Origin of the sequence: Niallia sp. FSL R7-0271 (genome assembly GCF_038005785.1) — a bacterium.
In the GTDB taxonomy this organism is placed as follows: domain Bacteria; phylum Bacillota; class Bacilli; order Bacillales; family Cytobacillaceae; genus Niallia.
Genome location: NZ_JBBOTZ010000002.1, coordinates 655,200 through 680,435, shown reverse-complemented (window position 1 = coordinate 680,435; position 25,236 = coordinate 655,200). Strand labels below are relative to the sequence as shown.

The 25,236-nt window shown below is 36.9% G+C and carries 21 protein-coding genes; 4 read left to right on the top strand and 17 right to left on the bottom strand.

All coding sequences use genetic code 11. The features are described from left to right. Window positions 1-325: 325 nt before the first annotated feature. The 4 genes from MKX82_RS23370 to MKX82_RS23355 all read right to left on the bottom strand — a co-directional run bounded on the left by MKX82_RS23370 (window position 326) and on the right by MKX82_RS23355 (window position 2,469). Window positions 326-577 carry a hypothetical protein gene (locus MKX82_RS23370; protein ID WP_341080494.1) on the bottom strand — a complete coding sequence of 84 codons (252 nt, stop codon included), beginning with the start codon at window positions 575-577 and terminating at the stop codon, window positions 326-328. A gap of 84 nt (window positions 578-661) precedes the next feature. Beyond that, window positions 662-1,120: a YrvL family regulatory protein gene (locus MKX82_RS23365; protein ID WP_341080492.1), complete on the bottom strand. Its 459-nt coding sequence runs from the start codon at window positions 1,118-1,120 to the stop codon at window positions 662-664. 120 nt (window positions 1,121-1,240) lie between these two features. Further along, complete coding sequence (locus MKX82_RS23360; protein ID WP_251646925.1) at window positions 1,241-2,200, bottom strand: LacI family DNA-binding transcriptional regulator; 960 nt, start codon at window positions 2,198-2,200, stop codon at window positions 1,241-1,243. Window positions 2,201-2,322: 122 nt separating this feature from the next. Next, window positions 2,323-2,469 (bottom strand): hypothetical protein, encoded by a 147-nt coding sequence (locus tag MKX82_RS23355; RefSeq protein WP_233315532.1) that lies wholly within the window; start codon window positions 2,467-2,469, stop codon window positions 2,323-2,325. Between the two features lie 170 nt (window positions 2,470-2,639). Between MKX82_RS23355 and MKX82_RS23350 the strand changes: the two genes are divergently transcribed. Further along, window positions 2,640-2,990, top strand: coding sequence for a hypothetical protein (locus MKX82_RS23350; RefSeq protein ID WP_341080490.1), 351 nt, complete (start codon window positions 2,640-2,642; stop codon window positions 2,988-2,990). A 212-nt stretch (window positions 2,991-3,202) separates the two neighbouring features. Next, the gene (locus tag MKX82_RS23345) at window positions 3,203-4,837 is read left to right on the top strand and encodes an alkaline phosphatase (RefSeq protein ID WP_341080489.1); all 1,635 of its coding nucleotides are present in this window, start codon (window positions 3,203-3,205) and stop codon (window positions 4,835-4,837) included. Between the two features lie 68 nt (window positions 4,838-4,905). On the opposite strand, the gene MKX82_RS23340 is transcribed toward MKX82_RS23345, so the two are convergent. From MKX82_RS23340 to MKX82_RS23280, 13 genes are all read right to left on the bottom strand, one after another. Next, a complete protein-coding gene (locus tag MKX82_RS23340; protein WP_341080486.1) occupies window positions 4,906-5,508 on the bottom strand; it encodes a hypothetical protein in 603 nt (200 codons plus the stop codon). A gap of 42 nt (window positions 5,509-5,550) precedes the next feature. Next, entirely contained in the window at window positions 5,551-6,063 is a 513-nt protein-coding gene (locus MKX82_RS23335) for a GrpB family protein (protein WP_233315536.1), read from the bottom strand. Between the two features lie 13 nt (window positions 6,064-6,076). Continuing rightward, window positions 6,077-6,661: an AAA family ATPase gene (locus tag MKX82_RS23330; protein ID WP_251646933.1), complete on the bottom strand. Its 585-nt coding sequence runs from the start codon at window positions 6,659-6,661 to the stop codon at window positions 6,077-6,079. Window positions 6,662-6,835: 174 nt separating this feature from the next. Beyond that, window positions 6,836-8,077, bottom strand: a complete 1,242-nt coding sequence (locus MKX82_RS23325; protein ID WP_341080483.1) for an MFS transporter — start codon at window positions 8,075-8,077, stop codon at window positions 6,836-6,838. Between the two features lie 377 nt (window positions 8,078-8,454). Beyond that, window positions 8,455-10,737, bottom strand: coding sequence for a glycoside hydrolase family 3 N-terminal domain-containing protein (locus MKX82_RS23320; RefSeq protein WP_341080481.1), 2,283 nt, complete (start codon window positions 10,735-10,737; stop codon window positions 8,455-8,457). 14 nt (window positions 10,738-10,751) lie between these two features. Continuing rightward, window positions 10,752-13,877, bottom strand: a complete 3,126-nt coding sequence (locus MKX82_RS23315) for an alpha-mannosidase (RefSeq protein ID WP_341080479.1) — start codon at window positions 13,875-13,877, stop codon at window positions 10,752-10,754. Window positions 13,878-13,903: 26 nt separating this feature from the next. After that, the gene (locus MKX82_RS23310; RefSeq protein ID WP_341080477.1) at window positions 13,904-16,945 is read right to left on the bottom strand and encodes an endo-beta-N-acetylglucosaminidase; all 3,042 of its coding nucleotides are present in this window, start codon (window positions 16,943-16,945) and stop codon (window positions 13,904-13,906) included. A 427-nt stretch (window positions 16,946-17,372) separates the two neighbouring features. Then, a complete protein-coding gene (locus MKX82_RS23305; protein WP_341080475.1) occupies window positions 17,373-18,086 on the bottom strand; it encodes a hypothetical protein in 714 nt (237 codons plus the stop codon). Beyond that, the gene (locus tag MKX82_RS23300; RefSeq protein WP_341080473.1) at window positions 18,083-18,820 is read right to left on the bottom strand and encodes an ABC transporter ATP-binding protein; all 738 of its coding nucleotides are present in this window, start codon (window positions 18,818-18,820) and stop codon (window positions 18,083-18,085) included. The genes MKX82_RS23305 and MKX82_RS23300 overlap by 4 nt, the downstream gene beginning before the upstream one ends. Before the next feature lie 3 nt (window positions 18,821-18,823). Then, the gene (locus MKX82_RS23295; RefSeq protein ID WP_341080471.1) at window positions 18,824-19,576 is read right to left on the bottom strand and encodes an ABC transporter permease; all 753 of its coding nucleotides are present in this window, start codon (window positions 19,574-19,576) and stop codon (window positions 18,824-18,826) included. Then, complete coding sequence (locus MKX82_RS23290) at window positions 19,573-20,496, bottom strand: ABC transporter ATP-binding protein (protein ID WP_341080469.1); 924 nt, start codon at window positions 20,494-20,496, stop codon at window positions 19,573-19,575. Before MKX82_RS23290 ends, MKX82_RS23295 begins: the two co-directional genes overlap by 4 nt. A 49-nt stretch (window positions 20,497-20,545) precedes the next feature. Further along, window positions 20,546-21,454: a hypothetical protein gene (locus tag MKX82_RS23285; protein ID WP_341080467.1), complete on the bottom strand. Its 909-nt coding sequence runs from the start codon at window positions 21,452-21,454 to the stop codon at window positions 20,546-20,548. A gap of 18 nt (window positions 21,455-21,472) precedes the next feature. Then, window positions 21,473-22,609, bottom strand: coding sequence for a ThiF family adenylyltransferase (locus MKX82_RS23280; protein ID WP_341080465.1), 1,137 nt, complete (start codon window positions 22,607-22,609; stop codon window positions 21,473-21,475). Between the two features lie 474 nt (window positions 22,610-23,083). Between MKX82_RS23280 and MKX82_RS23275 the strand changes: the two genes are divergently transcribed. Together MKX82_RS23275 and MKX82_RS23270 are read left to right on the top strand one after the other, a co-directional pair. Then, entirely contained in the window at window positions 23,084-23,794 is a 711-nt protein-coding gene (locus MKX82_RS23275; protein ID WP_341080464.1) for a LytR/AlgR family response regulator transcription factor, read from the top strand. Next, window positions 23,791-25,086, top strand: coding sequence for a sensor histidine kinase (locus MKX82_RS23270; protein WP_341080462.1), 1,296 nt, complete (start codon window positions 23,791-23,793; stop codon window positions 25,084-25,086). The genes MKX82_RS23275 and MKX82_RS23270 overlap by 4 nt, the downstream gene beginning before the upstream one ends. Window positions 25,087-25,236: the final 150 nt, after the last annotated feature.

Genomic DNA, 25,236 nt, shown 5'->3' with positions numbered 1-25,236 from the left:
CAGCGTAGGACGGTATGTTGCTTGATTTCTCTCGATTCCTTTCGATATCTCTCATAACCATGTAAGTAACATATCTCAAAGTGTACGATTGATAAAATTACTATTACACCCCAGTCCATTCCTGTATTCTTTACCATCTTTATATTCAATCATCTTTCATACATCCACTGAGTCTCCAACTTTTACTTTCTATAAGCCTGTAGTCATTATCATAGCCTGCAAACATCCCAGACTAAGTTTTTCCAAACACACCAAACCCCTCCATATGTTTTGCGGGACATGTTTCTATAACGTTATTTTGCTTTGAAGAGGCAAGGACATTACTTTACTCCTCTTCCTCATAGGGTTGGTGTTTAATATCAATCGTTTTCGTAGTGAAATCAATTTTATGCTCTAAGTTATAAACACTGTACAGGAAGTCTATAGATGATTCCTCTAATGAGAAGATCGCAATTAAGTCATTCTCTCCGTCAATAATGCTGTATTTATTCTTAGAGTCGATTTCAGCGAATAATGAATATTTTTCATGAAAGATAAGGTTCCACTTATAGGCAAGCTTTACTTGTTTAATAGACATAGTAACCTCCAATATTTATATGCTTCCATTTAATTCTATTTATTATGAAGAAAAATGGCAAATAATAGCTAGCTATGTATTATATTATTTGTCTTCCTGTTTACTCTCTAGTTTTGCATCCATTATATAATCGACTAATGCTAAAACAATGGAAACTATTACTCTTGTGACGGCTTCAATTTCAATAGTGTGCATCATATTATCTAAAGTTGAAATAATAGTCAAACTTACAAGAAACGATAAGAATAGAAATCCAGCATTAATTTGCTTGTCAGACCATTTATTTGCCTTTCGCATAAAAATCCGCATGATATTTGTCAACAATTCACCTACTGCTCCGAATACTATATAGCCAGCAATAAACCAAGATAAGGCTGCAAAGGAGTCATAGTGTACACCTAGCAGCTTAAACAACCCGATAATTCCAAAGAAATATCCTGCCGTAATTACTCCAAATGAAACCAAGAATAGTAACACTATTGCAGTGATGATGAATATTTTTGTACGAAGGCTTTCTTCTTTAAATGGTTTATCAGCACTCACTGTTACCACCTCCATTTTGCTTGAATGGTTAGTTTACGGTTACTTACACAGAAAGGTTTCATGGTTAAAACAAGCTTTACATTAATTTAAAAAACTTTAGGATGCAATCACCCTAAAGTTTTAAACGGTTCCTCTTTCTATTAATTTAACTGAAATTTCTTTACTAGATACATCTTCGCCCATTGCTTGGAGAAATAGATTGTTTCCTAACTCAACAAGCGGTATATCAATAGTGGTAATATTCATCATCTTTGCAATAGGCTCATTATTGAATCCGATAATCGCAAGCTGTTTGGGAATGGATAGTTGCTCCTTCTGACATGCTATCATTATACCTGCAGCCACTTGATCACTAGTGACTAACAGTGCAGTTGGTCGTGTATCAAGTCTCTTCATCTTTTCTATTACCTTTTCCCCATCTTCGAAATACAGGCAATCATCCATAATGTAGTCAGCATTAAACGGCAGCTCATATTTTTTTAAAAAGTCCATATAAGCCTGTTCACGCAAGAAGCTGTTTGCACCAGTTTTCCTACCGACACAATAACCAATTTCTTTATGACCCTTTTGATACAAATACTCTAACGCTTGGAAGAAAACTTTATAATGATCAATAAAAGTTGAAGGGAGGCTTTCTTTCTTCATTTTTTCACAAAGGACAATTGTTCCATATTGGATATGCTCTTGAATCAGGGATAAATCGGATTTTCTTGAACAGATAATTAATGAATCAATCTGCTTTTGCTTAAGCATTTGTAACGCTTCCATTTCTTTTTCTTCCGCATAATCTGTTTGAAACAACACAAGCTTATAATCATATTCTAACGCCTTTTGAGCAATCCCCTTAAGCAGCAACGCAAAATATGGCGTATCGGTAAATGGCAGCACGACACCCATCAGCTGTGTTTTTCCCCTGCTCAAATGCACAGCATTAATATTTCTGTTGTAGTTCGTGGATTCAATTGCTGCTAAAACAGCTAGTTTTTTTTCTTCACTTACATATGGATGATTGTTCAAGACACGAGATACTGTCGAAACGGAAACTCCCGACATTTTTGCCAAATCTCTAATATTGGTCATATCCTCACCTTTTTCAGCCTGAATAGTCTGCACTTATTGAAAACATTTTAATGTATGAAACGGGTACCAGGTCAATCCACTAAAAAAAGGACCGCTACTGGTCCTCTCTATAAAAAGTTCACTTATCTTTTTCTGGATTTTGGTTGTGAATCAATAAAATAGTCATCAAATGTTTCAATCGGTGTGATGTCTGTTGATTCTCCTGCTGTTTTTATACAAGCATATGTGCCGCAAAGTATTATAAAGCAAAGTAAGATGAGTGACAGCATAAGTTCTCCCCACTTTCTTCTTATTTGCTTTTATCGTAAATTATGAAACGCTTCCCAGGTCAACTAATTTTTTATATGCAAGACTGCCTTGACTTGAAATGCGTTCCATACTTTACCTTTATGAAAGAAGTTATTTTGCAATAAAAATCAAGAAAAGGAAGGGATTTCGTATGGAGAACTTAAACGGCAAAGTTTTTTTATTATCAGCTCAGGATAGCAGCCTGTATTATTTAAATGACTCTATTTTTCACTATACGCAAGATAAGGATATCGTGACAGCTACCTTTTACAGCAAAAGCATTTATTACGGAGAGCTTGTAGGATTAGTAAACAAAACTGGCATTCTCCATGTAATATTCAACTTTTTCTGTAAAGATTCAACCTTTCACAGCGGTACTTGTGATTTTGTTGAAAGCAGGGTCGCTGATTGTTTTATTTTATGTGGCAAGCTTACTATTGCTTGTGAGAATCAAATCACTAAAGAAATTAAATTGCAGGAAATAAGAATTAACACAAAATGAAAACGCTTTTAAATCAAGTAAGTAAATATTCCTATTTTTCCTGTTATTATCAATAATTTACATTTCCTTTACAATCTATTAACTTAGCTGCTTTATACTCATAAGCAATTGATTATATTCTATCTAGGGGTGATTACATAGTTTAATAGATTAACAGCTTTACTTCATCCAAAACAAACTAAGTTTACAGAATTGAAAGGGGAAACTTTAACATGAAGATTAATAAAAAAGTCATGGGGATCACTCTAGCAAGCTCGTTAGCACTTGGGACGCTTGCCTACACATCAGCAAACGAAAAGGTAGAAGCAAAAAAAGAATCAGAGCAAGCAAAAAATGTCATTGTGCTTGTAAAGGATGGAGTAAGCTCTACTACTACTACCCTTTCTAGATGGTATAAGGGTGAACCTCTTGCAATGGACGAAATTCTGTCTGGAGGTGTCCGCACGTATTCTGCTGAATCGGCTGTCACAGACTCTGCACCAGCTGGAACGGCCATGGCAACTGGCAATAAGTCCAATGACAAGTTTGTTGGGGTTCTGCCTGAAAAGGTTGCGTCACCTGGTGTAGATTCTTCCCTTGCCGATAATCCGTATAAACCGGTGGCGAACGTATTGGAAGGAGCTAAGCTTGAAGGGAAATCTACTGGAATTATCTCGACATCCGAAATCCAGCATGCCACACCAGCTGCATTCTCGTCCCATGCAACACACCGGACTGATTATGACAGTATTGCTGAACAGCAGGTTTACCAAAACATGGATGTAGTTTTAGGTGGCGGTAAAACGTCTCTTGAAGCAAAAAACCGCAAGGACGGCGAAAATTTAGTTGATGTCATTGAGGACAACGGCTACGATATAGTCGAGACACGTGACGAGCTCTTAAATTCTAAATCAAAAAAATTGTGGGGAACATTCGCGCCAGCAGCTTTAGCTTATGATATGGACCGCCCGCAAACAAATCCTGAAGAGCCAACTCTTGCTGAAATGACGAAAAAAGGTATTTCCACGCTTTCTAAAGACAAAGATGGATTCTTCCTGTTTGTGGAAGGAAGCAAGCCGGACTGGGCAGCTCATGCTAATGATCCAATTGGGATGATCAGTGATACACTTGCTTTTGACGAAGCAGTAAAAGAAGCAGTGGCTTTTGCGAAGAGAGATAAAAATACGTTAGTTATTGCCGTATCTGATCATGGCAACAGCGGTATTTCTATCGGAAACCAAAACACAAACTCTACTTACCCTTCTACTCCAGTCTCAAGCTATATTGACCCATTAAAAAAGGCTGAAATGACTTTAGAAGGTGCATTAAAGCAGCTTAATAAAGATAAATCAAATGTGCTGGAAGTTGCGGCATTGTACGGGATTGACAATCCAACTGCAGAAGAAACAAAAGCATTAAATTCATCTGCAGACTTAAGCAAAACGCTTGTTCAGCTGCTTGCAAACAGAGCTAATCTTGGCTTTACAACAGGCGGCCATACAGGTGAGGATCTATTCATGTATTCTTACGGCCCAGGCAAACCGACTGGTTTAATTGAAAACACAGATGTCGCTAAGTCTGCCGCAAAAGCTTTAGGATTCAATTTAGGTGAGCTGGACAAAGAAGTTTTCGTTGAAGCAGAAGCTGCTTTCAAAAAAATTGGCGCAAAAGTCAGCATCGACTCATCTGACAAAAACAACCCTGTTCTTATTGTCACAAAAGGCAAAACAACTGCAGAAATTCCAGTAAATAAGAATATTGTCACAATCAAAGGCAAAGATAAAGAACTTAAAACAGTTACAGTTCAAACTAATGGCAAATTCTATGTTTCAAAAGAAGCGGTGAATATCGTTAAAAAAGGTAAATAAGCTTATATATTAAAAGGCTCTCATATTTCGAGAGCCTTTTAACTTGTCGTCCGAGTCAACGTTTTTTCTTATAATCTATTAAAGTAAACGATGGATTTAAGTGCGTCCATTGCATCTAGGAATTCATCTGTAAACAAATCTTCATGTATATTAAAAGTCTTTAGGGATATCGCTTTTCCTTGATCTACTTTCAACAAATGGTACTTATCCAAGCCTTCCGTTACAGCTATCGCTAATGGTTTTTCCCATTCATTATTTCCATACAGCACTATATAATCGTCCCCGGCAAGTTTCTGTATTTCATAGACAGAGTCCCATGCTTTGAAATACAGACCATCTGTTTTAAATAATTTTGCGTCATAAACATAATAATCCTGTCTTATATGAAATGTATCATGAAGAATGATATTTTCATCTTTTTTCAAGATTTTCTCAACCAGCTCTTTTTGATCCATTATATAATGAAACTGTTCTGTTTTGGTGTTGTTTATTTGAACTAAATCAACATATGCCTCAACAAAACTGCCACAAGTCATGGGAGTTGTGTTACTATCACTAATATTTGCGTATATAGGATACTTTCCTGCTACGATTTGCACTTTCGCTTTTTTCCTATTGTTTGTAAGAAAAGTTCCTTCTTCTATTATAAGGATACCTAATTCCATCTTCATTGTGATTATTCCTTTACACTTTATAGACTGCTATTGTACTACTTAATCTTTCGTTGCTGCCAATTCAATTATTTTCCTAATAAATGGTCCTTTTCGGTCTGTATAAGCATGGCGGTCAAATTTATGTATATGTGCCAGTTCTTCTTTGAGGGAAGCATACTCCCTAAGTGCTTGCGAATGTTGGCGGAGATAATTACGAAAAAGTAATTTATCTCGCCATTCTGTACTGCCATATTCACAAATATGAAGATGGCAAATCCCTTGTCCCCACGGTCCTTTTCTAAAGAATTTTCTATCTGTAAACTCTGGTTTAGGCACATATTCATATTCTATTTCCATTAAGGTTGGTACCCATTTATCCACTTGCTCTAAATTAGGTACCCCTGCCATGATATCAATGATGGGCTTGGCTGTTAATCCTTTTATAGAGGTGCTGCCAATATGTTCAACTTCTATTACACCATCTATCGCGTCACGGATTCTTTTTTTCTCCCATTCAAATTGTTGTTCCCAATCAGGATTGTAAGGTTGAAGCTCTACGACTGATACTGTCATATTTTTATCCCGCCTATCTATCTCGTAATCTCAACTTAAAATGATCCCATTTTTTTCTTAAGAAGCTGCGATTATCAGGCAGCAGTTGAACATCTGACAATGCCGCAATTGTTTTAGCTGCTACAGCTACTGTGATATTATCTGTATTAATCCGATTTTCAAATACACTATTAGAAAGGCCTTCCATACAGCGGTCAATTTGATTTATTGCCCAGGAAGCTTTTCTTTCGCCCCTCCCCTTTAGCCGACTAACTAAGGTGGGCTTGGAAGCCCACAATACATAGTGATGAATGGTGACACCTTCTTTTCTTAATTCACCAATAATTTCAGAAAAGTAGACAGGATTTACTATCGTCATCGGCACGATGATGACTCCCTTATATTCCTTATTAATATAAGATAATAGAGAATGATTAATGGTACGCCACATTGGCATGTCTTGAAAATCCCCTTTAAAAGTAGATGCAGGCAAATTTTCCCGCAAAAAATAACCGGCATTTTCTGGGTCATAGATACATGAGTTTGGTATTCTTCTATGTAACTCGTGTGCAGTTTGTGTTTTCCCAGCTCCAAATGCTCCGTTTATCCAAATTATCATCCTGCCACCCTGTCCTATATTTTACTAGAAAAATTTTTATGAAAACCTGCTGATGTTTGACTGCAAATTTAGAATTCTGATTAGATTATATCTAAAAATAACATTAGTGTTAAATATATACTTCCTTACTGTTATAACATGAAAAGGGCGAAGATTCATTCTTCGCCCTTCTAATTAAGATTCTGTTACAGCAGGCTGCCCTGCTTCAATCAATGCCTTGTTGCGGCTTAAGAATATTGTGAGAATCAAGATGAATAAACCAGTGCCTACCAACAGCCATTCGATATCAACAACATCTGCGAGTGGTCCGAAAATAAGCATGCCGATTGGCATCATAGAAGTAGAAATCATTCCCATTACACCAAAGACCCTGCCTAAATACTCTTCAGAAATTTTTTCTTGTAATAGTACTGTTGTAGGAGTATTAAAGATTGGCATTGCTGCCCCAAACACTCCCATGAAGATTAAATACAGCCAAAATGCCGGAGCAATGCCAAGTGCCAATGTACATGCTCCCATAATAACGCTTGCGAGTGTCATTGTACTGATTTTGTTGGAAAAACCGCCCCATGCAGCAATGATTCCTCCGCCGGCAATCATGCCGATTGAAAAAGCAAGTTCAATCGCAGTCAGCTGCCAAACATCACCGCCAAAGCTTCGCGTTACCTGAAGCGGTGTTAAGAATGCGGCTGGTGCCATTAACACGAAGAAGATGGCAAAGAATAAAAAGAAGGATTTAAGAAAACTGTTGTTGTTTATATATTGCAAGCCTTCTTTAAAATCAGCAAAATAACTTGTCGTCTGCTTTACAGCAGCTTTTTCATGAACAGCAATTTTCACAAATGTCAGCATCGTAAAAATTGCAATAGCGGCAGTAATAACATCGATAAAAAAGATTATCTCAATAGTCGTATTAGCTAACAGTGCAGCACTGACCATCGGTGATATGAACATAATAACAGCTTGAATGCTGCCATTTGCTCCATTTACTCTTGTAAGCTTTTCCTTTGGAACCACTTGAGGCAAAATCGCTGCAACAGAAGGCGTTTGAATTCCTGTTCCAAATGCACGAATCGCCGCCATCACAAAGAGGAGCCAAATCGAATCAAATCCCATCATAAAGAGAATCGCCAGTATTAAAGTCGAAAAGGCGATTAATCCGTCTGACACGATAATCAGCATTTTTCGATTATACCTGTCTGCCCACACTCCTGCGATTGGCGACAGAATAAAGGTCGGAATGAAGCCGCAAATAATATAAAGTGTCATCATTAGACCTGATTCTGTCGTTAAGGTGATATGCCACATAATCGCATATTGCACAAGTGACGAACCAAATAGAGAAATCGTCTGACTGCTTAAGAAAAGAATAATATTTCTTAACCACGACTTCTGTTGATCATTAACATTGTTCATTTATTTCACTCATTTCTTCCCTTTATTATGCTTCACCTACATTTACTAAAATTCGTTTTGTTCTATATATATTGGTTCGAAGACAAATGAAAAAGAGGACAGACATATCCCCTTTTTCAAACAACCGTTAAATAAGGTTTTCTTAAAAATAGACAGACCAATCCTTTAGCTATAAACATAGGTTTTAGCATTCAAACGTATTCCATTAACGAATGAACTTCCCTTATCTTAATCTCATGGATGCTGTCAAAAGAAAAACCTCCATTTCCTATGTAGTTATTCAATCATACCAAATACAGCCACCCCTTTCAAGCGCTTCCATTACTGAAATAAGAGGACTAACCAGTTAATGTCAGTCCTCTTTTATATCTGTTCAATCAGCAGATACTCAAGTCTAAACTTAAGCAAGTAACAGGATTGCCAACCTCAATTTCACATGATCCTTGTTCCACTTTATAGATGTTCTGACTGCTGAAAACTTGTAATTCTTCCTTCCCAAGTTCAAACGTAACTTCTTTTGTTTCCCCAGCGTCAACCCAGACCTTCTTAAAGCCTTTTAATTCCTTTACCCTTCGCGTAATACTAGAGCCCTTTCCCTTTATATAAAGCTGTATTACGTCATATCCGGCTCGTTCTCCTTTATTAGTGACGTCTACAGTTAGGGAGAATTTCTCCCCTGCTGATAATTGACTGACTGACAGCATTTGTCTTTCTGCTTGCTGATTTTTGTAGTCGAATTGTGTGTAAGATAAGCCAAAGCCAAAGGGATACAAGGCACTGCCAGACATATCAAAATAGTCTTTCTTGTATCCTCCTTCTTTGTAGTTATAAAAAACTGGCAGCTGTTTAGACGACCTTGGGATAGAAACAGGTAAACGACCGCTCGGATTGACATCCCCAAATAAAATCTCTGCAATCGCCTGACCACCCATTTGTCCAGGGTACCAAGCACTTATGACTGCCTTAGCGTGTTCTGCTATCCAGGAAATAGCATGAGGCCTGCCTTGAACGAGCACCACCGCAATCGGTGTGCCTGTTTCCATCACTTTTTTGAGGAGCTGCATCTGCTGCCCTCCCAGCTCTAAATCAGCTGTATCCACATTTTCTCCGCAATCCATTTCTTCCTCGCCAGTTGTATCGATAACCGCTCCGTTTACGTCAAATTGGGCATCAAAATTTCTTGCACTTGATCCGCCTACAACAACTATTGCTACATCTGAAGCTTTCGCTAAATCAACTGCTCTTTCTATTCCTTCCTCATCATGAGAACGAATACCGCAGCCTTGTTCATAAACAACCTCTGCCTCTTTCATTAGCGCAGTTATTCCTTTCAGGACTGTTATCACACTGCCTTCTCGTTGAAACGGTGTGTAATCGCCAAGCTGATTATAGACAGAATCTGCGTTAGGGCCGATTACAGCAATTTTACTAATAGTCTTTTTAAAAGGCAGAATTCCCTCATTTTTTAACAGCACAATCGACTGCCGAGCAGATTCCAGGTTAATTCTCTCATTATTCTCCTTCGTCTTGCTTTGTGCACGATTCATATAAGGTTTATCAAATAACCCCATTTTAAATTTGAGAGTTAAAACCCTTCTTACCGCATCATTCAGCTTTTCTTCACTGACTAGCCCCCTTTGAACGGCAGCTTCTAAAGCGGGATACACATCATCCCAAAGACTTATATCCACTCCATTTTCAAGTGCTAAAGCAGCTGCTTTTTCTTTGCTTTCCGTTAATGAGACTAAATTGTCAAGAGCACAGCCATCCGCCATTACCGCTCCTTTAAATCCAAATTCCTTGCGCAGAATCTGATTGAGGAGATAGCCATTGGCATGACAGGGAATTCCATCAATTTCATTGTAAGCTGCCATACAGGCTAGAGCTCCATACTTTATGGCAGCTATCATTGGCGGCAGATGAATTTCTCGTAATTCTCTTTCACCGATTGATGCCGGAGCAGCGTTCTTTCCACCTAGTCCGTTACCTTGTGCGGCAAAATGCTTTAAAACAACAGCCATTTTTTCAGCGGGAATAAATTCACTTTTCTCTCCTTGCATCCCTGATACAACCGCCTCTGTTAACCGGGATGCAAGATAAGGATCTTCACTGAAGCACTCTTCAGATCTGCCCCATCGTGGGTCACGAATAATATCTAATGTGGAAACTAAAGCTAAATGGGCGCCTTTTACCCGAACTTCCTCTGCCACTGCTGCCATTAATTTTTCATGCAGCTCTGGGTTCCATGTCGCACCTATTCCTAAATTAACAGGCGTAATCAGACTGTCTAAGCCTTGATGGCCGTGGGAGCATTCCTCCGCAAGCAGGACAGGAATGCCCAGCCTTGTATGCTCCTTTACATATTTCTGAATCATATTGGCTACATCAGCACTTGCATCCTTTGTAATGCCATTGTCAAAATGGACAGCTGACCAAGGGTCGGATCGGAATAACCCATAAAGCACTCCGACTCCATCCCATATGCGAACATGCTCTTTAAACTTCTCTGTGAGGATATAACCTGTGTCAGTTTTCTCGTATACTTCCCAGCCATACAGCTTCTGATTAACCTGACCGACCTTCTCCTTTAAACTCATGTTTGCTAACAATGCTTCTATTTCATGATTGATTGTCTCATTCTCCATATTAGAATGACTCATCCCCCTCAATACCGTTATAAATTAACGACGATCGTTTTTACTTCAAATGGCTTTAAGTTTAAGGACAGCCTGTTCTCTTGTACAAAGATTTCTGTCTGTTTCTCTTCCAGCAGATTTGTTTCATATGCCGAGAGAATATTCCGAGCAAATGATACATGAATCTCCCCTCTGCCGCCGCTTGACTCATACATTCTTAAAGTGAGACTCTTGCCGTCCTCTGACTGTTTAACTGTATCAAGGATGACGTGGCTGGATTCTGTTTTTATAAAAGAAGAGCAACTAGGCAAAGTTCCTGGATGGGCAGAAGCACGGTAAATAACAGCAGGGTGATTCAGCTCATATCCTTCCTTAACAACGGCCCCTTCTCTCCAGTCGCCTTTATGTGGGAAAAACGAATAAGTGAATTCATGATAACCAATGTCTGCCCCTTTATCTGGCCATTTAGGTGCCCGCAGCAAGGACAGACGCAACACATTTTGCTTTACATCATAGCCGTACTTGCAGTCATTCAGCAAACTGACACCATAACCAGATTCGGAGAGATCGGCAAAGCGATGGCCGCACACCTCAAACTGGGCTTTCTCCCAGCTTGTATTAGTATGTGTGGCTCTTTCTACTGAGCCGAACGGAATTTCAAACGTAGCTTTGTTACTCATTACATCAACAGGGAATGCAACCTTTAATAATTTGTGCTGCTCCTGCCAATCGACCCTAGTTTGAAAATCGATTCGTTGATTGTGGTGATATAAAATCAGCTCTTGTTCAATAGTTGACTGTGAAAGCTGCCATTTAAAGTGAATGATATCCTTTGTTGCTCCTTTTCGGATGCTTTGTTCTAACAGAGTAACCGTTTCTGCCGGCTGATTTGCAAATTCAGGGTCGATATCCCAAGCATCCCAAAGCATCGGGCGGTCATGGAACAGCTGCAATTGATTGGCAAAAGCACCATTAGGCAAGATTTCACGCTTGACCTTTTTATCGTATAAACGGGAAATTTCTCCTTGCTCATTCCACTCTATATGATAATATTCCGTCTCCCATTGGCGAACGTTCGCCTCTTCTACTTTACTTCCCTGTTTCTCCAAATCTTTTAACCAAATCACTTGATAACCCATTTCTGGGATTTCTGGAACGTAAACAGATAACTCTATGCGACCATCTTCTAATAGAATAATGTCTGTGGGCAGCTCTTCACCATCCCGAGTTACTGCTCCCTTTCCTGCCAATTCTAGTCCACCTGATATTTTCACTGTCTCCGACCTTTTCCAGGACAAACTGTTAAAGAGAATAACTGGTATTCCATCACCTTCTGTGTCTATTTGCTGTTCCAGCACATGGATAGCTTCTTGTTGCACCTTTTCACCACAGGCAAAGATTTCCTTATAGTCAGCCTCAGAATCAACGTACACCTCAGGAATGGAAGATCCAGGGATAATATCATGAAATTGATTGAAAAGAAGCTGCTTCCAGCCTTGTTCCAATGACGAAGCTAGCTTCACTCCAGCGAAGTTTATAGCTGCGCTTCCCCAAATTTCCGCATCCCGGTACAGCACCTCTGCCTTTCGGTTCCATTTCTTATTTCTGGCATGGGTCGTGTATGTTCCGCGATGGAGCTCCAAATACATATCACCAACCCATGTCGGCAAGGACGGATTGGACTTCGTTATTTCATCGAAAAATTCATGGGCTGTGCTGTTTACGACGGCTGGTAAGCCAGGCAAAGACGAAGACCGATCAATATAATCAATCATTTCTTGGGTAACACCGCCGCCCCCATCTCCATGGCCGTATAGCAGCATCTGCTTTGAATGGAGATTTTTTTGCTTATAACTATCCCAATGTGTCTTGATTTCTTCAGGATGGGTATATTCATTTAAGCCATGATTTAAGAAGGAAAGGATGCGCGTCCCATCAATTCCTTCCCAGTAAAATAAATCGAAAGGAAATGGGTTGGTATCATTCCAATTCATCTTGGATGTCATGAAATAGTCAATGCCAGCACTTTTTAACAATTGCGGCAGTGATGCACAATAGCCAAATGTATCTGGGAGCCACTCAATTCTTGGCTGTTTGCTGAATTCTTCCTTGTAAAACTTCATTCCATAGAGAAGCTGACGAACTAATGATTCACCAGACGGCATATTTAAATCAGGCTCTACCCACATCCCGCCGACGACTTCCCAGCGCCCATCAGCAATTTGCTTTTTAACCCTTTCATAGATTTCAGGGTAATGCTCCTTTACGAAAGCATAGGCTTGAGGCTGGCTTTGAGCATAAGTAAAGCTCGGATTCTCATCAAGCAAGGTGCTCATTGTTGAAAATGTTCTGCTGCATTTACGAATCGCTTCCTTCACAGGCCATAGCCATGCCAAATCAATATGAGACTGACCTACCATCAGCATTTGACCTGCCGTACTGCTCGTCAACATATTTAACTTTTTCTGTAAGTCAGCCTCCATGTCAGCAATTAATAACTGATTCGTAAATGCTTCCGGCTTTTCTGACAGAATTCTTTTCTCAGCTTCCTGCAATGCCTCGATGATTTTAACTCGATCACTATCATCTTCCGGCAGTAATTTTGCAGTTTCATAGTAGCATTTCACAGTAGCCAGTAAACTTTGAACACCTGTATTTATTAAATCAAGGCTGGCTTTTAAAAGATTCAAGGGCGGCGGGTCGAATTCTGCTGGTTCATTTTGATAATTTAACTCATCGAGTGTTTGGCCAGCGTAATTATATAGTTCAATTTTTATGTTAACCTTTTCTTTCCCGCGAACCTCCTCTGGAAACGGAACATAGCATCGGTTGCGGTCAATACCGTGATGTGGCATGCCGTTTAATGAAACTAACCCTTCATGAAGAGTCCGGCGGTCCTTTGCACCAGAAAGGAATGTAAGTCCAAACGGCCGATTCTGCCAATCAGCTGGAATGGTTATCTCCTTTTCCAAAAGCATTGTGGCGCCTGCATTAATCAACCAGTCACCTTCATTTATAAGAACAGTATCGTCTGATTCAAATTCATACTCTCCCGGCTTAACATAGATGCCGCGCTTTGCTTGCCAATCATTGATCGAAATAGATTCCAAAAGCACATAATTCGATAAATGTTGAATAAAACGCTGAACCCTTTGTAATGTCAAAATCTTTCCCTCCTAATCTATCACTCTTACTTCTTCCAATTTCTTAGGAAATAATCAGCATTAGCTTTTAACCTATTCTTCGTGTCTTCTGAAACATTTTTCATTTCTTTATCGTTTAATTCATCCTTAAACTTATTAAGGCTGGTTGCTGCCTGCTTTAAACGGCCGCCGTCATAATGTTTCTTTGCAGCAGTTAAGGTTTTTGTCAGCTGCTCACCTGACTTATTATTCAATTCTCCACTTTCAACAAGATCATTAATCATACTGTAAAGATTATCTAATGTGGTTCTAATAACAGTACTGGCTTTGTTGCCAGAATAATCTTCCAGCACAAATTCTAAACTGCTGTCTGTTGCTTCCGTTTCAAAGGTGAGCTCTTTCGTATGTGTGCGGCCGCGGACAATATAAGGTTTGTGTCCTTGACTGTAGGTAGTATCAAATGTTTTCGCTTCACCGTTTTCATAGACATACAGATAGTGCCAATCCCTTGATTCAGGTAGTCCCCATGTAACAGAATTCCCTTCTATCGTCACTTTTTCTGCTGAATAAGCTTCAATGGATTTATCAAAGAACGTGCCTCTGTAGCTAATCCAGTCATTGCTGCCGACTTTTATTTTAATAAGATATTTATCACCGTTAATTGGCATGTCAGGCAGTTTCACTTCTGTTTTGCCGTTTTTCACAGTGACTGTTTCGTTTACTTTCTTCGCATAGTCGTACTCTGTAGTAATATTGATAGAAATCTTACCGTCTATGTCCATTGGATTTTTCCAGGACACTACCATATCGCCGTTATCTGATTGCACGGTTTTAATATTACTTACACCTTTTGTTAAGTCGTAATGCACTGCTGCAGGGTCGCTTTCTTGACCGTCCTGACTCACAGCCGTCAACGTAATTTCACCAGATAGACTTTGCAAATTCTTCATGTAAAAGACTTCATCGTATATGCCGCCGACATAAACTCCATTATTATAGACATTGTATTGCTTCACATTATCGTAAGCTTCCATATCCCATGAAATATTCATTTCATTGGAGTCCCGTAAAGCTTTTGTAATTTTTAGCCCTGTTGGTGCCTGCGGTTTCTTAATAGAACCGTCACTTATTTTCACTTGCCCAATATTCATTTGATAATCATCGATTTTTTTATCGCCGGCGGTTACCCATCCTGCTGTTTTCTTGCCGGAATCAGGAACTTTTACTTTCACAACCTTGTCTGGATTGTCCTTGAAAATGAAGCCGACACTCATTTCAGACGAATCGTCTGGCGATGTTTTATTATAAGTAAGGGAAAATTCTGAGCCCTGTTTAACTTGCAAATCAGTCTTATAAAGGTGTAAGAAGTTATCCGCATCTAGTGCGCCATTTACGACTAGCGAGCTGCCCCCATTAAAGGCACCGACTTTTTCATAGCTGTATCTTGAACCTGCATTATACTCAGGACCAAAATCAAAATCAGCCTGAAGCGCCGTACCTGTTGTTTCCAGCCACCACTGCCATGTCACTGGAATATCTTGAATATTAATATTGGACCATTCTTCTGCATTGCTTACCTTGCCATTGACATAATAAGCCTGACCGCGGCCCATATTAAAATCAGACACAAAATTGGCACCTTGAATCACGCTGCGCTCAGCGATATATGCCGCAACACCATCCCAGTTATCGCCTTTGGCTGCTACATCTGAAAGCTGTGCATTTGCGTTTCTTCCCGTTTTCGTCGGGTCCAAATTTGGTCCTGACCACCAAGCACGATCACGGATAAATGACATCCATTGATAATCACTGTCATTGCGTCGATTTGTATCTTCCCCGCCAAGATCTTCATCCAAGCCGTGATGCGTAAAATCAGACCCCAGCATAGCAATACTATTTAACGGCTTTCCGTTGCTGTCCAAATTATTTCGCAAATCATTACGCTGTTTATTAAACCTGTCGCCGCCCGCTTCAATTCCAGCAAACACTGTCTTCAATGAATCTAACCCTAGACTTTCGGCGTGTGCTTTAGAATTCACCATTTTTTGTTTGTTCCATAAGTAATTTAAGAAAATCGAGTTAGCCAAATCACCATACTGCTCATCCTTTACAAACGGACTATTAACTGCCGTAAATTCATTTTCATACCTCGTTTTGCCAGTAGTATTATGAACAGAATCGTACCATTGCACATACAATCCTTTGTCTCTTAACACCTTTAAAAACTCTTTATAAACAGGTATATCCTTCACAGCTACCCCTGAGCTAGCTTCTTCCTGGTTAAAGAAATAACCGTCATAACCATAATATTGAGCCATCTCTATCAGCTTTTCAGCAACATGAAAGTTACCTTTCTTATCCTTTACCAGCATTTGTGTATACGTTTGCGGTCCCCTGTCATTGCTCGAGAAAAAAATAACCGCCAGAGATTTAACCCCGTTTTTATGTGCGGCATTTGTATAAGCAGGATTCGGAATATTAAGTACTCCAAATTCAAACCATCTTTCATACCATGGCAGGCTCGGATTATATAAGTAATTCGGCACATCAGCTGACGCTGTACCATGCCAATAAGAATAATAGTCAATATACTGCCAGTACGGGAATGTATATTGACCGAATTTATTCGTATACGCTGTGCTGTCCATAAAAGCATTGCCATAATCACCAGCAAGATTTAACATTTGTGTCTCAGAGCTTACATTTGGGTTAGCCTGTGTAGCAGAAAATGCCTGATTACGTTCTTGTAAAGGAACTCGTGACCGCAGCATTTCCGCATTTTTATCCGCTTCAGGAGTCCATTCTAAAATGTCATTCGCTGTATAACCGTGTTGAGTTGGCTGATTTAATCCAGTTGCACTGTCACCTGTGTATGGCAAAGTATCTCCCGCCAAAGCTGTAGACAAGCCTGTTTGCAAAGTAAAAAGCAACGAAACTGTGACGATTAGTGTTTTTTTAGTTTTTCCGAATCGCGAAAACATCCATTGTCCTCCTTTATTTTTACTACTGTATGTGATAACAAAAGAAGTTAAGTGAACGCTTTTTTGTTTAACCATTTCTGCAAAGTACTCACCACGTATTTCGTCCATGTTTGGAATAAGTGCTACTCTCCCCCCTTTTGAGACGTTATTTTCAATAGATGCCTAAATAATATGTAAACCCTTACATAATTTTATCAGGACTATACTTCTCATCCTATTGGTAAAAGCATAGATTCATTGGTTAAAATAAAGAACTGTTTTTGCTGGGAGCAGACTTATGAAGGGGCTTCAATAGCGGAGAAACGCGTACACCCTTTTGATGTATCCAAAAATGTCGGGAAAACCAGTACGAAGGGAAACCTATTATAAGGTTGATCAAATGACAGGCAGAAGTTTGACTTAAATTTGCTTTAAATTAATAAGAATAGAAATTGACGGAAGCTTATCGGAAAGAACCTTTAACAGCAGAAGTCATTATTTGAGGTGAATGCTTCTGAAAAGGTTCTTCCCATACTTATATCATTCTAATTAGCAACTATACAACATCCTCATTTTCAATCCGAACTCCCGCATATACAATGATGAAATAGATTAGAACTGTTAAAGCTATCGCAACTAGCAGACAGAGAAATACGTTAGCTGCAAAGGACATTGCAATTAAATTTCCTAAAATAACAACCAGTACTATACTAGAAACAATCGTTGCTGGCAGTGATGAAAAACGAATACCAATAACCCCAGAAAATAGAATAACAACCAAAGTTATCAACGAACTAGCTATAGAGCTGTTTATTGCCATTAATAAATTTGAAAATATTCCTTCTCCAGAATTCACAATAGGAAAAACAAACTCTACTAATAAAAAAATGACATTCGAAAGAACAAGTCCTAGGAACTGAAATTTTAAAAATACCAATACGAAGCATTTTACTTTTAATAAAAACAATTTCTTTCTGCCATATGGATATAAATAAACACGAATACGATTCTCTCCAATATAATTTTCAATAATAATTTTATTAAGCAGTACAGCACCGTATATAGCTAGAATACACATTGTTATTGTACTAGCTAAGCCCCCAATACCCGATATATTTTTTAATATATCACTTGAGGAGTCGCCAGACTCAAAGTGACCAACAATCGCAAAGAAGAATAGAAATACTAATTGTGATAGGAAAGCTATTAAAAAAATAGTATACCTAATAGGTGTTAGCTTTCTCTTCTCATAATTATAGTGTCTCTTCATCTCCGTTCTCCCTCCACATTTGCAACAGTTTTTGATTTCTCATAATATTGGAGCAATCCACCTTCAAAATCTCGAACAATATCTCCCATCTTTTGATTCGAAGTTGTTGTGCCATTCTTCATAAAGACTACATTAGTTGCTAAATCTTGCAGTTCACTTAATGAATGACTCGTTATAAGAACACTATTCCCCATTGCAGCAAACGCTTTTAAAATATCTTTTATTAGCTTAATTCCATCCACATCTAACCCATTAAAAGGTTCATCAAGTATTAATATTTTCGGTTGATGAGCCAAGGCTAAACTCAATAATAAACGTTGTTTCATGCCTAAGGATAGGTTTTTAGCTAAGCTGTTCATGGAAACTGGCAACTCAACTTTTTTTAATAAATCTTGGATAGCTCCAGTTGTATTTACTTCATAATAGTGAAAGTGCTCATTAAATACTTGTTCAACGGTTAATTTTCCGATGATTAACGGGAACTGTAAAACTGTGCCTATCTCTCTTAAAAGGTCATTGCGTGTAATAGTAGACATTTGTTGTCCATTAATTAGAATGTCGCCAACATCTTGCTTCAAAAGACCTAAAATGCATTTAATTAAGGATGTTTTTCCTGCTCCGTTAGGACCGATTACTGCGCAAATCTCGCCATTATCAACCCTTAAATTTGCATTATTTAATAATCCTTGATTCTCAATTGTTTTATATAAATTTGTTACATTGATTCTTTCCATTAATTACTCTCTCCTCGACAATGCAATTAATGATAACAGCATAGTAACTATTCCCCAGATTGATACCACCACTACATCCCGAATAGAAACTGTTCCATTGTTAAATAAAGTCGATCTAATAAGCTTACTTGCTGGCACAAATGGCAGATTTTCGTAAATCACTTTTGTCCATATCGGCAATCTATTTGTTGGATACAAAATAGGCGAAAAGAGTAAGCCACCAATCATAATTATTTGCGTGACTAAGGCAACAATGTTTGCCGAAAACCAATAGGCTATGGCAAATCCAATACAAATCATACTAATTTGTATAATAGCGATAGCTAATAAACATTGTATAGAAACTTCAATAGTTAAATGAAATCGAAAAATCGCCGCTAAACAACTCATAAAAATTCCCGGTAACGAAGCAAGACCCCATATAATAATGTCAGCAAAAATAATATTTAAACGATAGACTGGTAAAGTTTTTTGATAATAGATAATTCCTTCTTGCTTAGCTGTGTTTATAATTTGGCCTGATAGTACACAACCAACAGCAATTATTCCCAATGTGATTGATCCAGAAGATAGATAAATAGCTGTTTCTTCATCTATATCTGGAAGCATTAGTGCTAATCCATATACTATTGCTAACGAAAGAACTATCTGTGCAAATGAAAAAACAACTAATAGATGCTTATGACGCAATATACTCCACCTAATCAAACTTATTAATTGATTAGAAATCGGATTCTCAATCAGATTATCCCTCATGTCTTTAGACCTCCGTAAGAATATTCCAGAGAAATCGGAGAAAGTTTATAGTTAGAAATCCTCCCCAACTTAAGCAATTGCAGTGCCCAATCCAATGTATTTAAAATTTGCTCTGGATTTAAAATTAAATCTGCTCTAAGCTCTTTTTCTGTATATTTAATCTCTATATCTACAGGTATTTCACTTAAAATATCAGTATCTAGAATAAAGATACTTAAAAGACTTACGGATTTTGCTGGATATGATCGGAGGTCTGATTCTTTAATAACTTGCCCCTCTTCTAGCATGATGTATCTATCTGCATACTGTTCTATTTCAAGTAAATTATGAGATACAACAAGAACAATATGCCCGTTATTAGCGAGTTTTTTCATATATTGCCAGATTAACTTCCGACGTATTGGATCAACATCATTTGTCGGTTCATCAAATAACAAAATTGGTGATGGAGAAACTACAGTCATCGCAAAGGAAGTTAGTCTCTGTAAACCTCCAGAAAGTTTATCACCCGAATGTAATGCATAATTCTCAATTTGTAAATCTTTCAAGAGACTATTCACTATCGTTTGCATTTCTTTACTTCTTCCACCACGAATTAAAAAAATCGATTCAACCGCTTGTTTCATCGTAACACCATTTAATGGTGCTTGAAATTGAGGCATTAAAGAAACAAAAGCTCTTGCTTTTTGTGGATTATCAATAATATTTACTTTATTAAATTGGATTACTCCAGAAGTTGGTTTTACCAATCCTAAAATTTGGTTTAACAGCGTTGATTTCCCAGCACCATTATGCCCTATTAACGCAACAACCTCTCCAGCCTTAAACGACAAGGTAATGTCGAAATTAGCCACAATTCTATTTTTTTTATAAACCTTTTTCAATGATATTATCTGTAAATTATTTTCTTGTTGTGCCATAGCCACCTCGATAAATATCTGACTTATTTAATTGCTTATTCTTAGAGACTTAATTAGCAAAGTATCTATAAATACTCAAAAAAAAGGGTAAACACCAGAATATTAAAAGGAGAATATTGATGGTATAACCTATAAACTTAAGAATCCTCATTAATCTTTTTTCTTTCCTTTGCTCTAAAGAATTATCAGTAAGTGCAGTCATATCACCAAATAATGGGTTGTCCAACAATGTTTGAAAGATTAATTGACCATCACATTTTTTGTGAAAACGAAATTGCCACAAAATCCGAACCCACAAAACAGCCGATGTCACTATTAAAATCCAATTTGCAATAAAAACTTGTGTTACTGTAACTATTGCTAATAGGAATAAATCCGAAATTAAACCAGCTGATAAAGCAATAAATCTGGGGAAAAGTGACCAAACCCATATATGTGACATTGAAACGGTTGCTGTCGATTTTATAAATCGTATCTTAATTATATCTTTGGATCTCTTAGCAGAATTCGAGAAAAAAATATGCATATACTCATGTAAAAGACTTGATAATACAGAGACAAAAATAACAAACAGAAAAGTATAAAAAAAGTGCACATTTTGTGCTAATATTTTATTGCCAGTTGGAATTCCACCAGTAAAAGGAAGAGCAAATATAATAATAATAAGCGAAAGTATACCAACTAATAATGAAAGCTTCCGATAAAAGTTCCACCTGGTTGTAGTTTGTTCAATTGGGAGTATGTTCGCTTCCTCATCAAATTTCCGAAAATACCCACTTTCTTCAAATAATGATCGTACATCTGGATTACAGTTATTTAAAAACATGGGATTTTTTATTAATGAGTCAGCAATTTCTCTATCAACAACTAGTGGAATGGAATCGGAAGCTATAATAACAGCTTTTCCATTTTTTAAATTTCTACTTGCTATGTGTTTTACAATCATTTTACTTGGCATACTTTCACCGCACTTTAATTATTTCTTGTTCTCATAATATTGAAATATTTCCCAGTCGTAAATATTCCCATTTCCACAGGTTGGACATTGTTCTTCATATCTATTCCAAGTGGGATGAGTAAATGAAGAACCATCTTCAAAATTTATTTCATATTGCGTTCCCAAACTTCTAGGTTGAGCATAACCAGTTATTACTCTTACTGCTTCATCGACTATAGCTGCAGTCAACTGGTAAATCCCAGGTGCATATGCAACAGTTGGTGGAGAAAAGTTAATATTTCTAAAACCTATAAATTGTTCAACAAATTGTGGATCATTTATGCTGTATTGCAAGTTTAGACAATCGAAACAACCAGTTACCTTAGGTAGAACTGTAAAAATTCTTCCGCGACTTACTTGAGAAGCCCCAAAAACACAAGGTAAATTAGTACGAACAATTGCTTGATTTACAATTCTTTGTGCTATGAATGGTGGTTCATCAATAGCACAGATTACTAAATCTATTCCTTCAGCCAAAGTTATCAAATCTTCTGGTGTTGTAATTTTAAGATTATGTGCTTCTATTTCTATTGTTGAGTTCATTTCTTTGAAAGCTTGTTGTGCTACTTCCGTTTTAAGTTTACCAATGTCTTTTTCCCGATATATCAGCTGCCTACCTAAGTTTCCTTCTTCAACGATATCATAATCTACAATGATAACTTTCTTTGGACCTAATCCAGCAAGAAGAGTTAGAATATTTGAACCTCCACCTCCAAGACCTAATAACAAAATTGATGTTTCATTTATTTTTTGTTGAATGTCAAAACGTTTTCTTCTAGTTCCAATAAATCGACTAAAATAATTTACATTCGGTTTGTAACGTTCAGGAACTGTTTTTTCAACATCTAGATGTGTTTCTTCAATAAAACCTTCTTCATCCAATAACTGGATTCCCTCTAAAATATCTGTTACGGTTAGTTCTGGAAACAATTCTCTAACTTCATTAAAGATTTCTTTAATATCGCGTCCATCCAACCTTTTTGCTAACTCCCACATCTGCTGATCTGGATCATTAAACTCTGCTGTAATGCCAAGCTGCGCTCCAATTCTAAATTCGTCTTGATTTAATCTATACAATGGATAAATTGGTTTAATCCGAGGGTTTTTATATTTCATAGTTCCTCTCCAAAAATGTTATCAGTTAAATAGATAGCACTAAGTTAATGATATTTTCACATAGATTATGGTCTGATATACCAACTTAGTGCCAATTTTTGCGTTGTGCCATTATCTACATTAGAAAATAATCCACCATGCTGTAGCTTCTACTTTGGACGCACGCCGTACTGTTACTTTTTTCATATTTATCACCCCCTCATCCTCTACAGAAGGATTGGTAAATTTGCAACAAAGTTATTCTATTATTTGAGTATCTTTCTTCTACGAAAAACACTTTAACGAACATACTTTGTCCACATACGCGAAGAATATCACAAATACTCTTCTCTCTATAAAGCGAGTAATAATTGTCCATTTATATGTAATAACCTAAATACAATAAAAAATATGTGCAATAAATCACAAAGGATGATTGCTAAAATGAAACGGCTGGGGGTAAAATGGAGTTGCATATTACAGGAGGTGTTAAGATTGTTAAATATAGCAATATGCGATGATGTCTTTGAGGTCACTAGCCAAACAGAAGTCCTTATAAAAAGATATAATCCGAATTTTTCTGTTGATGTTTTCTATAATGCAACCAAACTTATAGAAATACTTCCAAAATCAAACTACCATTTATTCATTTTAGATATTGAATTTCCTGAGAGTTCTGGTTTGGAAATAGCAAGCAGAATCCGTGAATTTGATGTTAATGTTCCTATCGTTTTTGTAACAAGCTACGATAATTATGCTATGGAAGTTTTTAAGCTACATACATTTGATTTTATCTTAAAACCTTTGACAGAACAGGAGCTATTCCCCGTTTTAGATAAGGTTATAAAATACCTTAACTTTGAAGAGAAACACTTCGTATTTCAATATAATAAAGTGGACTATTCTCTTCCACTACAAGAAATAGTCTATTTCGAAAAAAGAATGCGAAAAGTATTAATCCACACAATAGATGAAGAACACTCCGTTATGATGACAACCAGAGAACTAATATCTAATTTAGATGATACCTTTGTAAGAGTTCATAATTCCTACATTATTAATATTCGTTTTGTTAGGGAAATTCGAAACGATTACCTTACACTTAATATGGAAAAAGGTTCAGACATTTGGGTTCCGATCAGTAAAAACTATAAGACGACAGCAAGAAAATCAATATTGCTTAAATTGAGAGAAAAAATACGATGATTCTATTAATAATATTAAATTTATGTGCTCATATCCTTCTAGCAAATTATTTTTTCTCCAATTATAATAAAATAAAAAGAAGTTACCTCTCTAAAATAAATATATTATTACTGGCTCTTCTTCTTATTTTTTGTGTAATGCGCTTTATTGTTTCTATTCAAATTGTCCCTTTTCTAAATATTGCTATAACCATATTCATTTTAATAACAGTAGGTGTCAGAAATTATGTCCCTTTAAAAAAAGCAACTTTTTGGGCAACTGTTCTCCTAGTTATATCAATAGGATGTGAATATGCAGGTTATTTAATTCTCTCTTATTTCTTTCCATTTGAGCAAATTTCACCATTTGATTTATTATTTGTTTCTGCAAGTACAAGTGTTTCTACTATAATAGAACTAATTTGCATTGTACTTATAAAACTAAAAGTTTATGAAAGAAATAGGTCCAATCACAATTTAGATCTATTTAAAGTCACAGCTCTAACCTCTATCCCCTCCGTATCCATACTTACGTTATGTGTAATATTTATTAATGAAATAAGCACAAAAAATCTTCCACATACATTAATTCCACTTATGTTTATTGGGATAGTATATATGAACTTATGTATCTTATATCTTTACGTGAGCTTATCAAATCATTATGAGAAGTTTGTTCAAACTACTATACAAAATAGGACACTAGCGAATGAAATGAAATTTTATGATCAAGTAAAAAAGTCACAAACTAAAATCCAGGCCATTAACCATGATTTAAAAAATCAATATTTGGTGCTTTTAAGCAAATTACAAAAAGGAAAAGTTGAAGAAGCAATTAATTCTATCAGCCAATCGCTTTCTGCTTTGACAAATGATTGCACTAACATTTTTACTGAAAATCATACTTTAAACTTTTTGTTAAATGAAAAATATACATATGCAAATTCAGAAGGAATAGAATTAAATATTAAAGCCTTTTTGCCGAGAAAAGTCAATTTACATGACGATGTGCTAGTGGCCATATTTGGAAATCTATTAGATAATTCTATTCATGCATGCAAACGATTATCAGTAACTGAACATAAGGAAGTAACTTTAGAAATAGATTACTTCAAAAATAACTTAACAATTGAAATATCCAATAATTTTGATACAACAGAAATTTATACACGTAAAAATCGATTGGTTGAGGGAATAGGGATACGAAATGTCATTAAGGCTGTTGAGGAAAATGGGGGGATATATGAGCAATGGACAACAGGAGAACTCTATATTGTGAGTATAGCATTACTTAATATTACTTATGAGGAATAATTGGGACAGGCTGCCTGCAAAGGCGATATCTTTCCCTTTCGTTTCTTCTAGTGTTAAGTATTAAATGGATATATTTATATCTTTTTTCGCATCCATAAAAAATAAAACCCACCTATATTCAAGTGCATTTCAGCACTTAATATAGGTGGG

Coding starts and splice junctions, on each gene's coding strand:
- MKX82_RS23370 (WP_341080494.1), bottom strand. CDS start 577: ATGTCTATTAAACAAGTAAAGCTTGCCTATAAGTGGAACCTTATCTTT.
- MKX82_RS23360 (WP_251646925.1), bottom strand. CDS start 2,200: ATGACCAATATTAGAGATTTGGCAAAAATGTCGGGAGTTTCCGTTTCG.
- MKX82_RS23355 (WP_233315532.1), bottom strand. CDS start 2,469: ATGCTGTCACTCATCTTACTTTGCTTTATAATACTTTGCGGCACATAT.
- MKX82_RS23350 (WP_341080490.1), top strand. CDS start 2,640: ATGGAGAACTTAAACGGCAAAGTTTTTTTATTATCAGCTCAGGATAGC.
- MKX82_RS23345 (WP_341080489.1), top strand. CDS start 3,203: ATGAAGATTAATAAAAAAGTCATGGGGATCACTCTAGCAAGCTCGTTA.
- MKX82_RS23340 (WP_341080486.1), bottom strand. CDS start 5,508: ATGAAGATGGAATTAGGTATCCTTATAATAGAAGAAGGAACTTTTCTT.
- MKX82_RS23335 (WP_233315536.1), bottom strand. CDS start 6,063: ATGACAGTATCAGTCGTAGAGCTTCAACCTTACAATCCTGATTGGGAA.
- MKX82_RS23330 (WP_251646933.1), bottom strand. CDS start 6,661: ATGATAATTTGGATAAACGGAGCATTTGGAGCTGGGAAAACACAAACT.
- MKX82_RS23325 (WP_341080483.1), bottom strand. CDS start 8,077: ATGAACAATGTTAATGATCAACAGAAGTCGTGGTTAAGAAATATTATT.
- MKX82_RS23320 (WP_341080481.1), bottom strand. CDS start 10,737: ATGAGTCATTCTAATATGGAGAATGAGACAATCAATCATGAAATAGAA.
- MKX82_RS23310 (WP_341080477.1), bottom strand. CDS start 16,945: ATGGACGAAATACGTGGTGAGTACTTTGCAGAAATGGTTAAACAAAAA.
- MKX82_RS23305 (WP_341080475.1), bottom strand. CDS start 18,086: ATGAAGAGACACTATAATTATGAGAAGAGAAAGCTAACACCTATTAGG.
- MKX82_RS23300 (WP_341080473.1), bottom strand. CDS start 18,820: ATGGAAAGAATCAATGTAACAAATTTATATAAAACAATTGAGAATCAA.
- MKX82_RS23295 (WP_341080471.1), bottom strand. CDS start 19,576: ATGAGGGATAATCTGATTGAGAATCCGATTTCTAATCAATTAATAAGT.
- MKX82_RS23290 (WP_341080469.1), bottom strand. CDS start 20,496: ATGGCACAACAAGAAAATAATTTACAGATAATATCATTGAAAAAGGTT.
- MKX82_RS23285 (WP_341080467.1), bottom strand. CDS start 21,454: ATGCCAAGTAAAATGATTGTAAAACACATAGCAAGTAGAAATTTAAAA.
- MKX82_RS23280 (WP_341080465.1), bottom strand. CDS start 22,609: ATGAAATATAAAAACCCTCGGATTAAACCAATTTATCCATTGTATAGA.
- MKX82_RS23270 (WP_341080462.1), top strand. CDS start 23,791: ATGATTCTATTAATAATATTAAATTTATGTGCTCATATCCTTCTAGCA.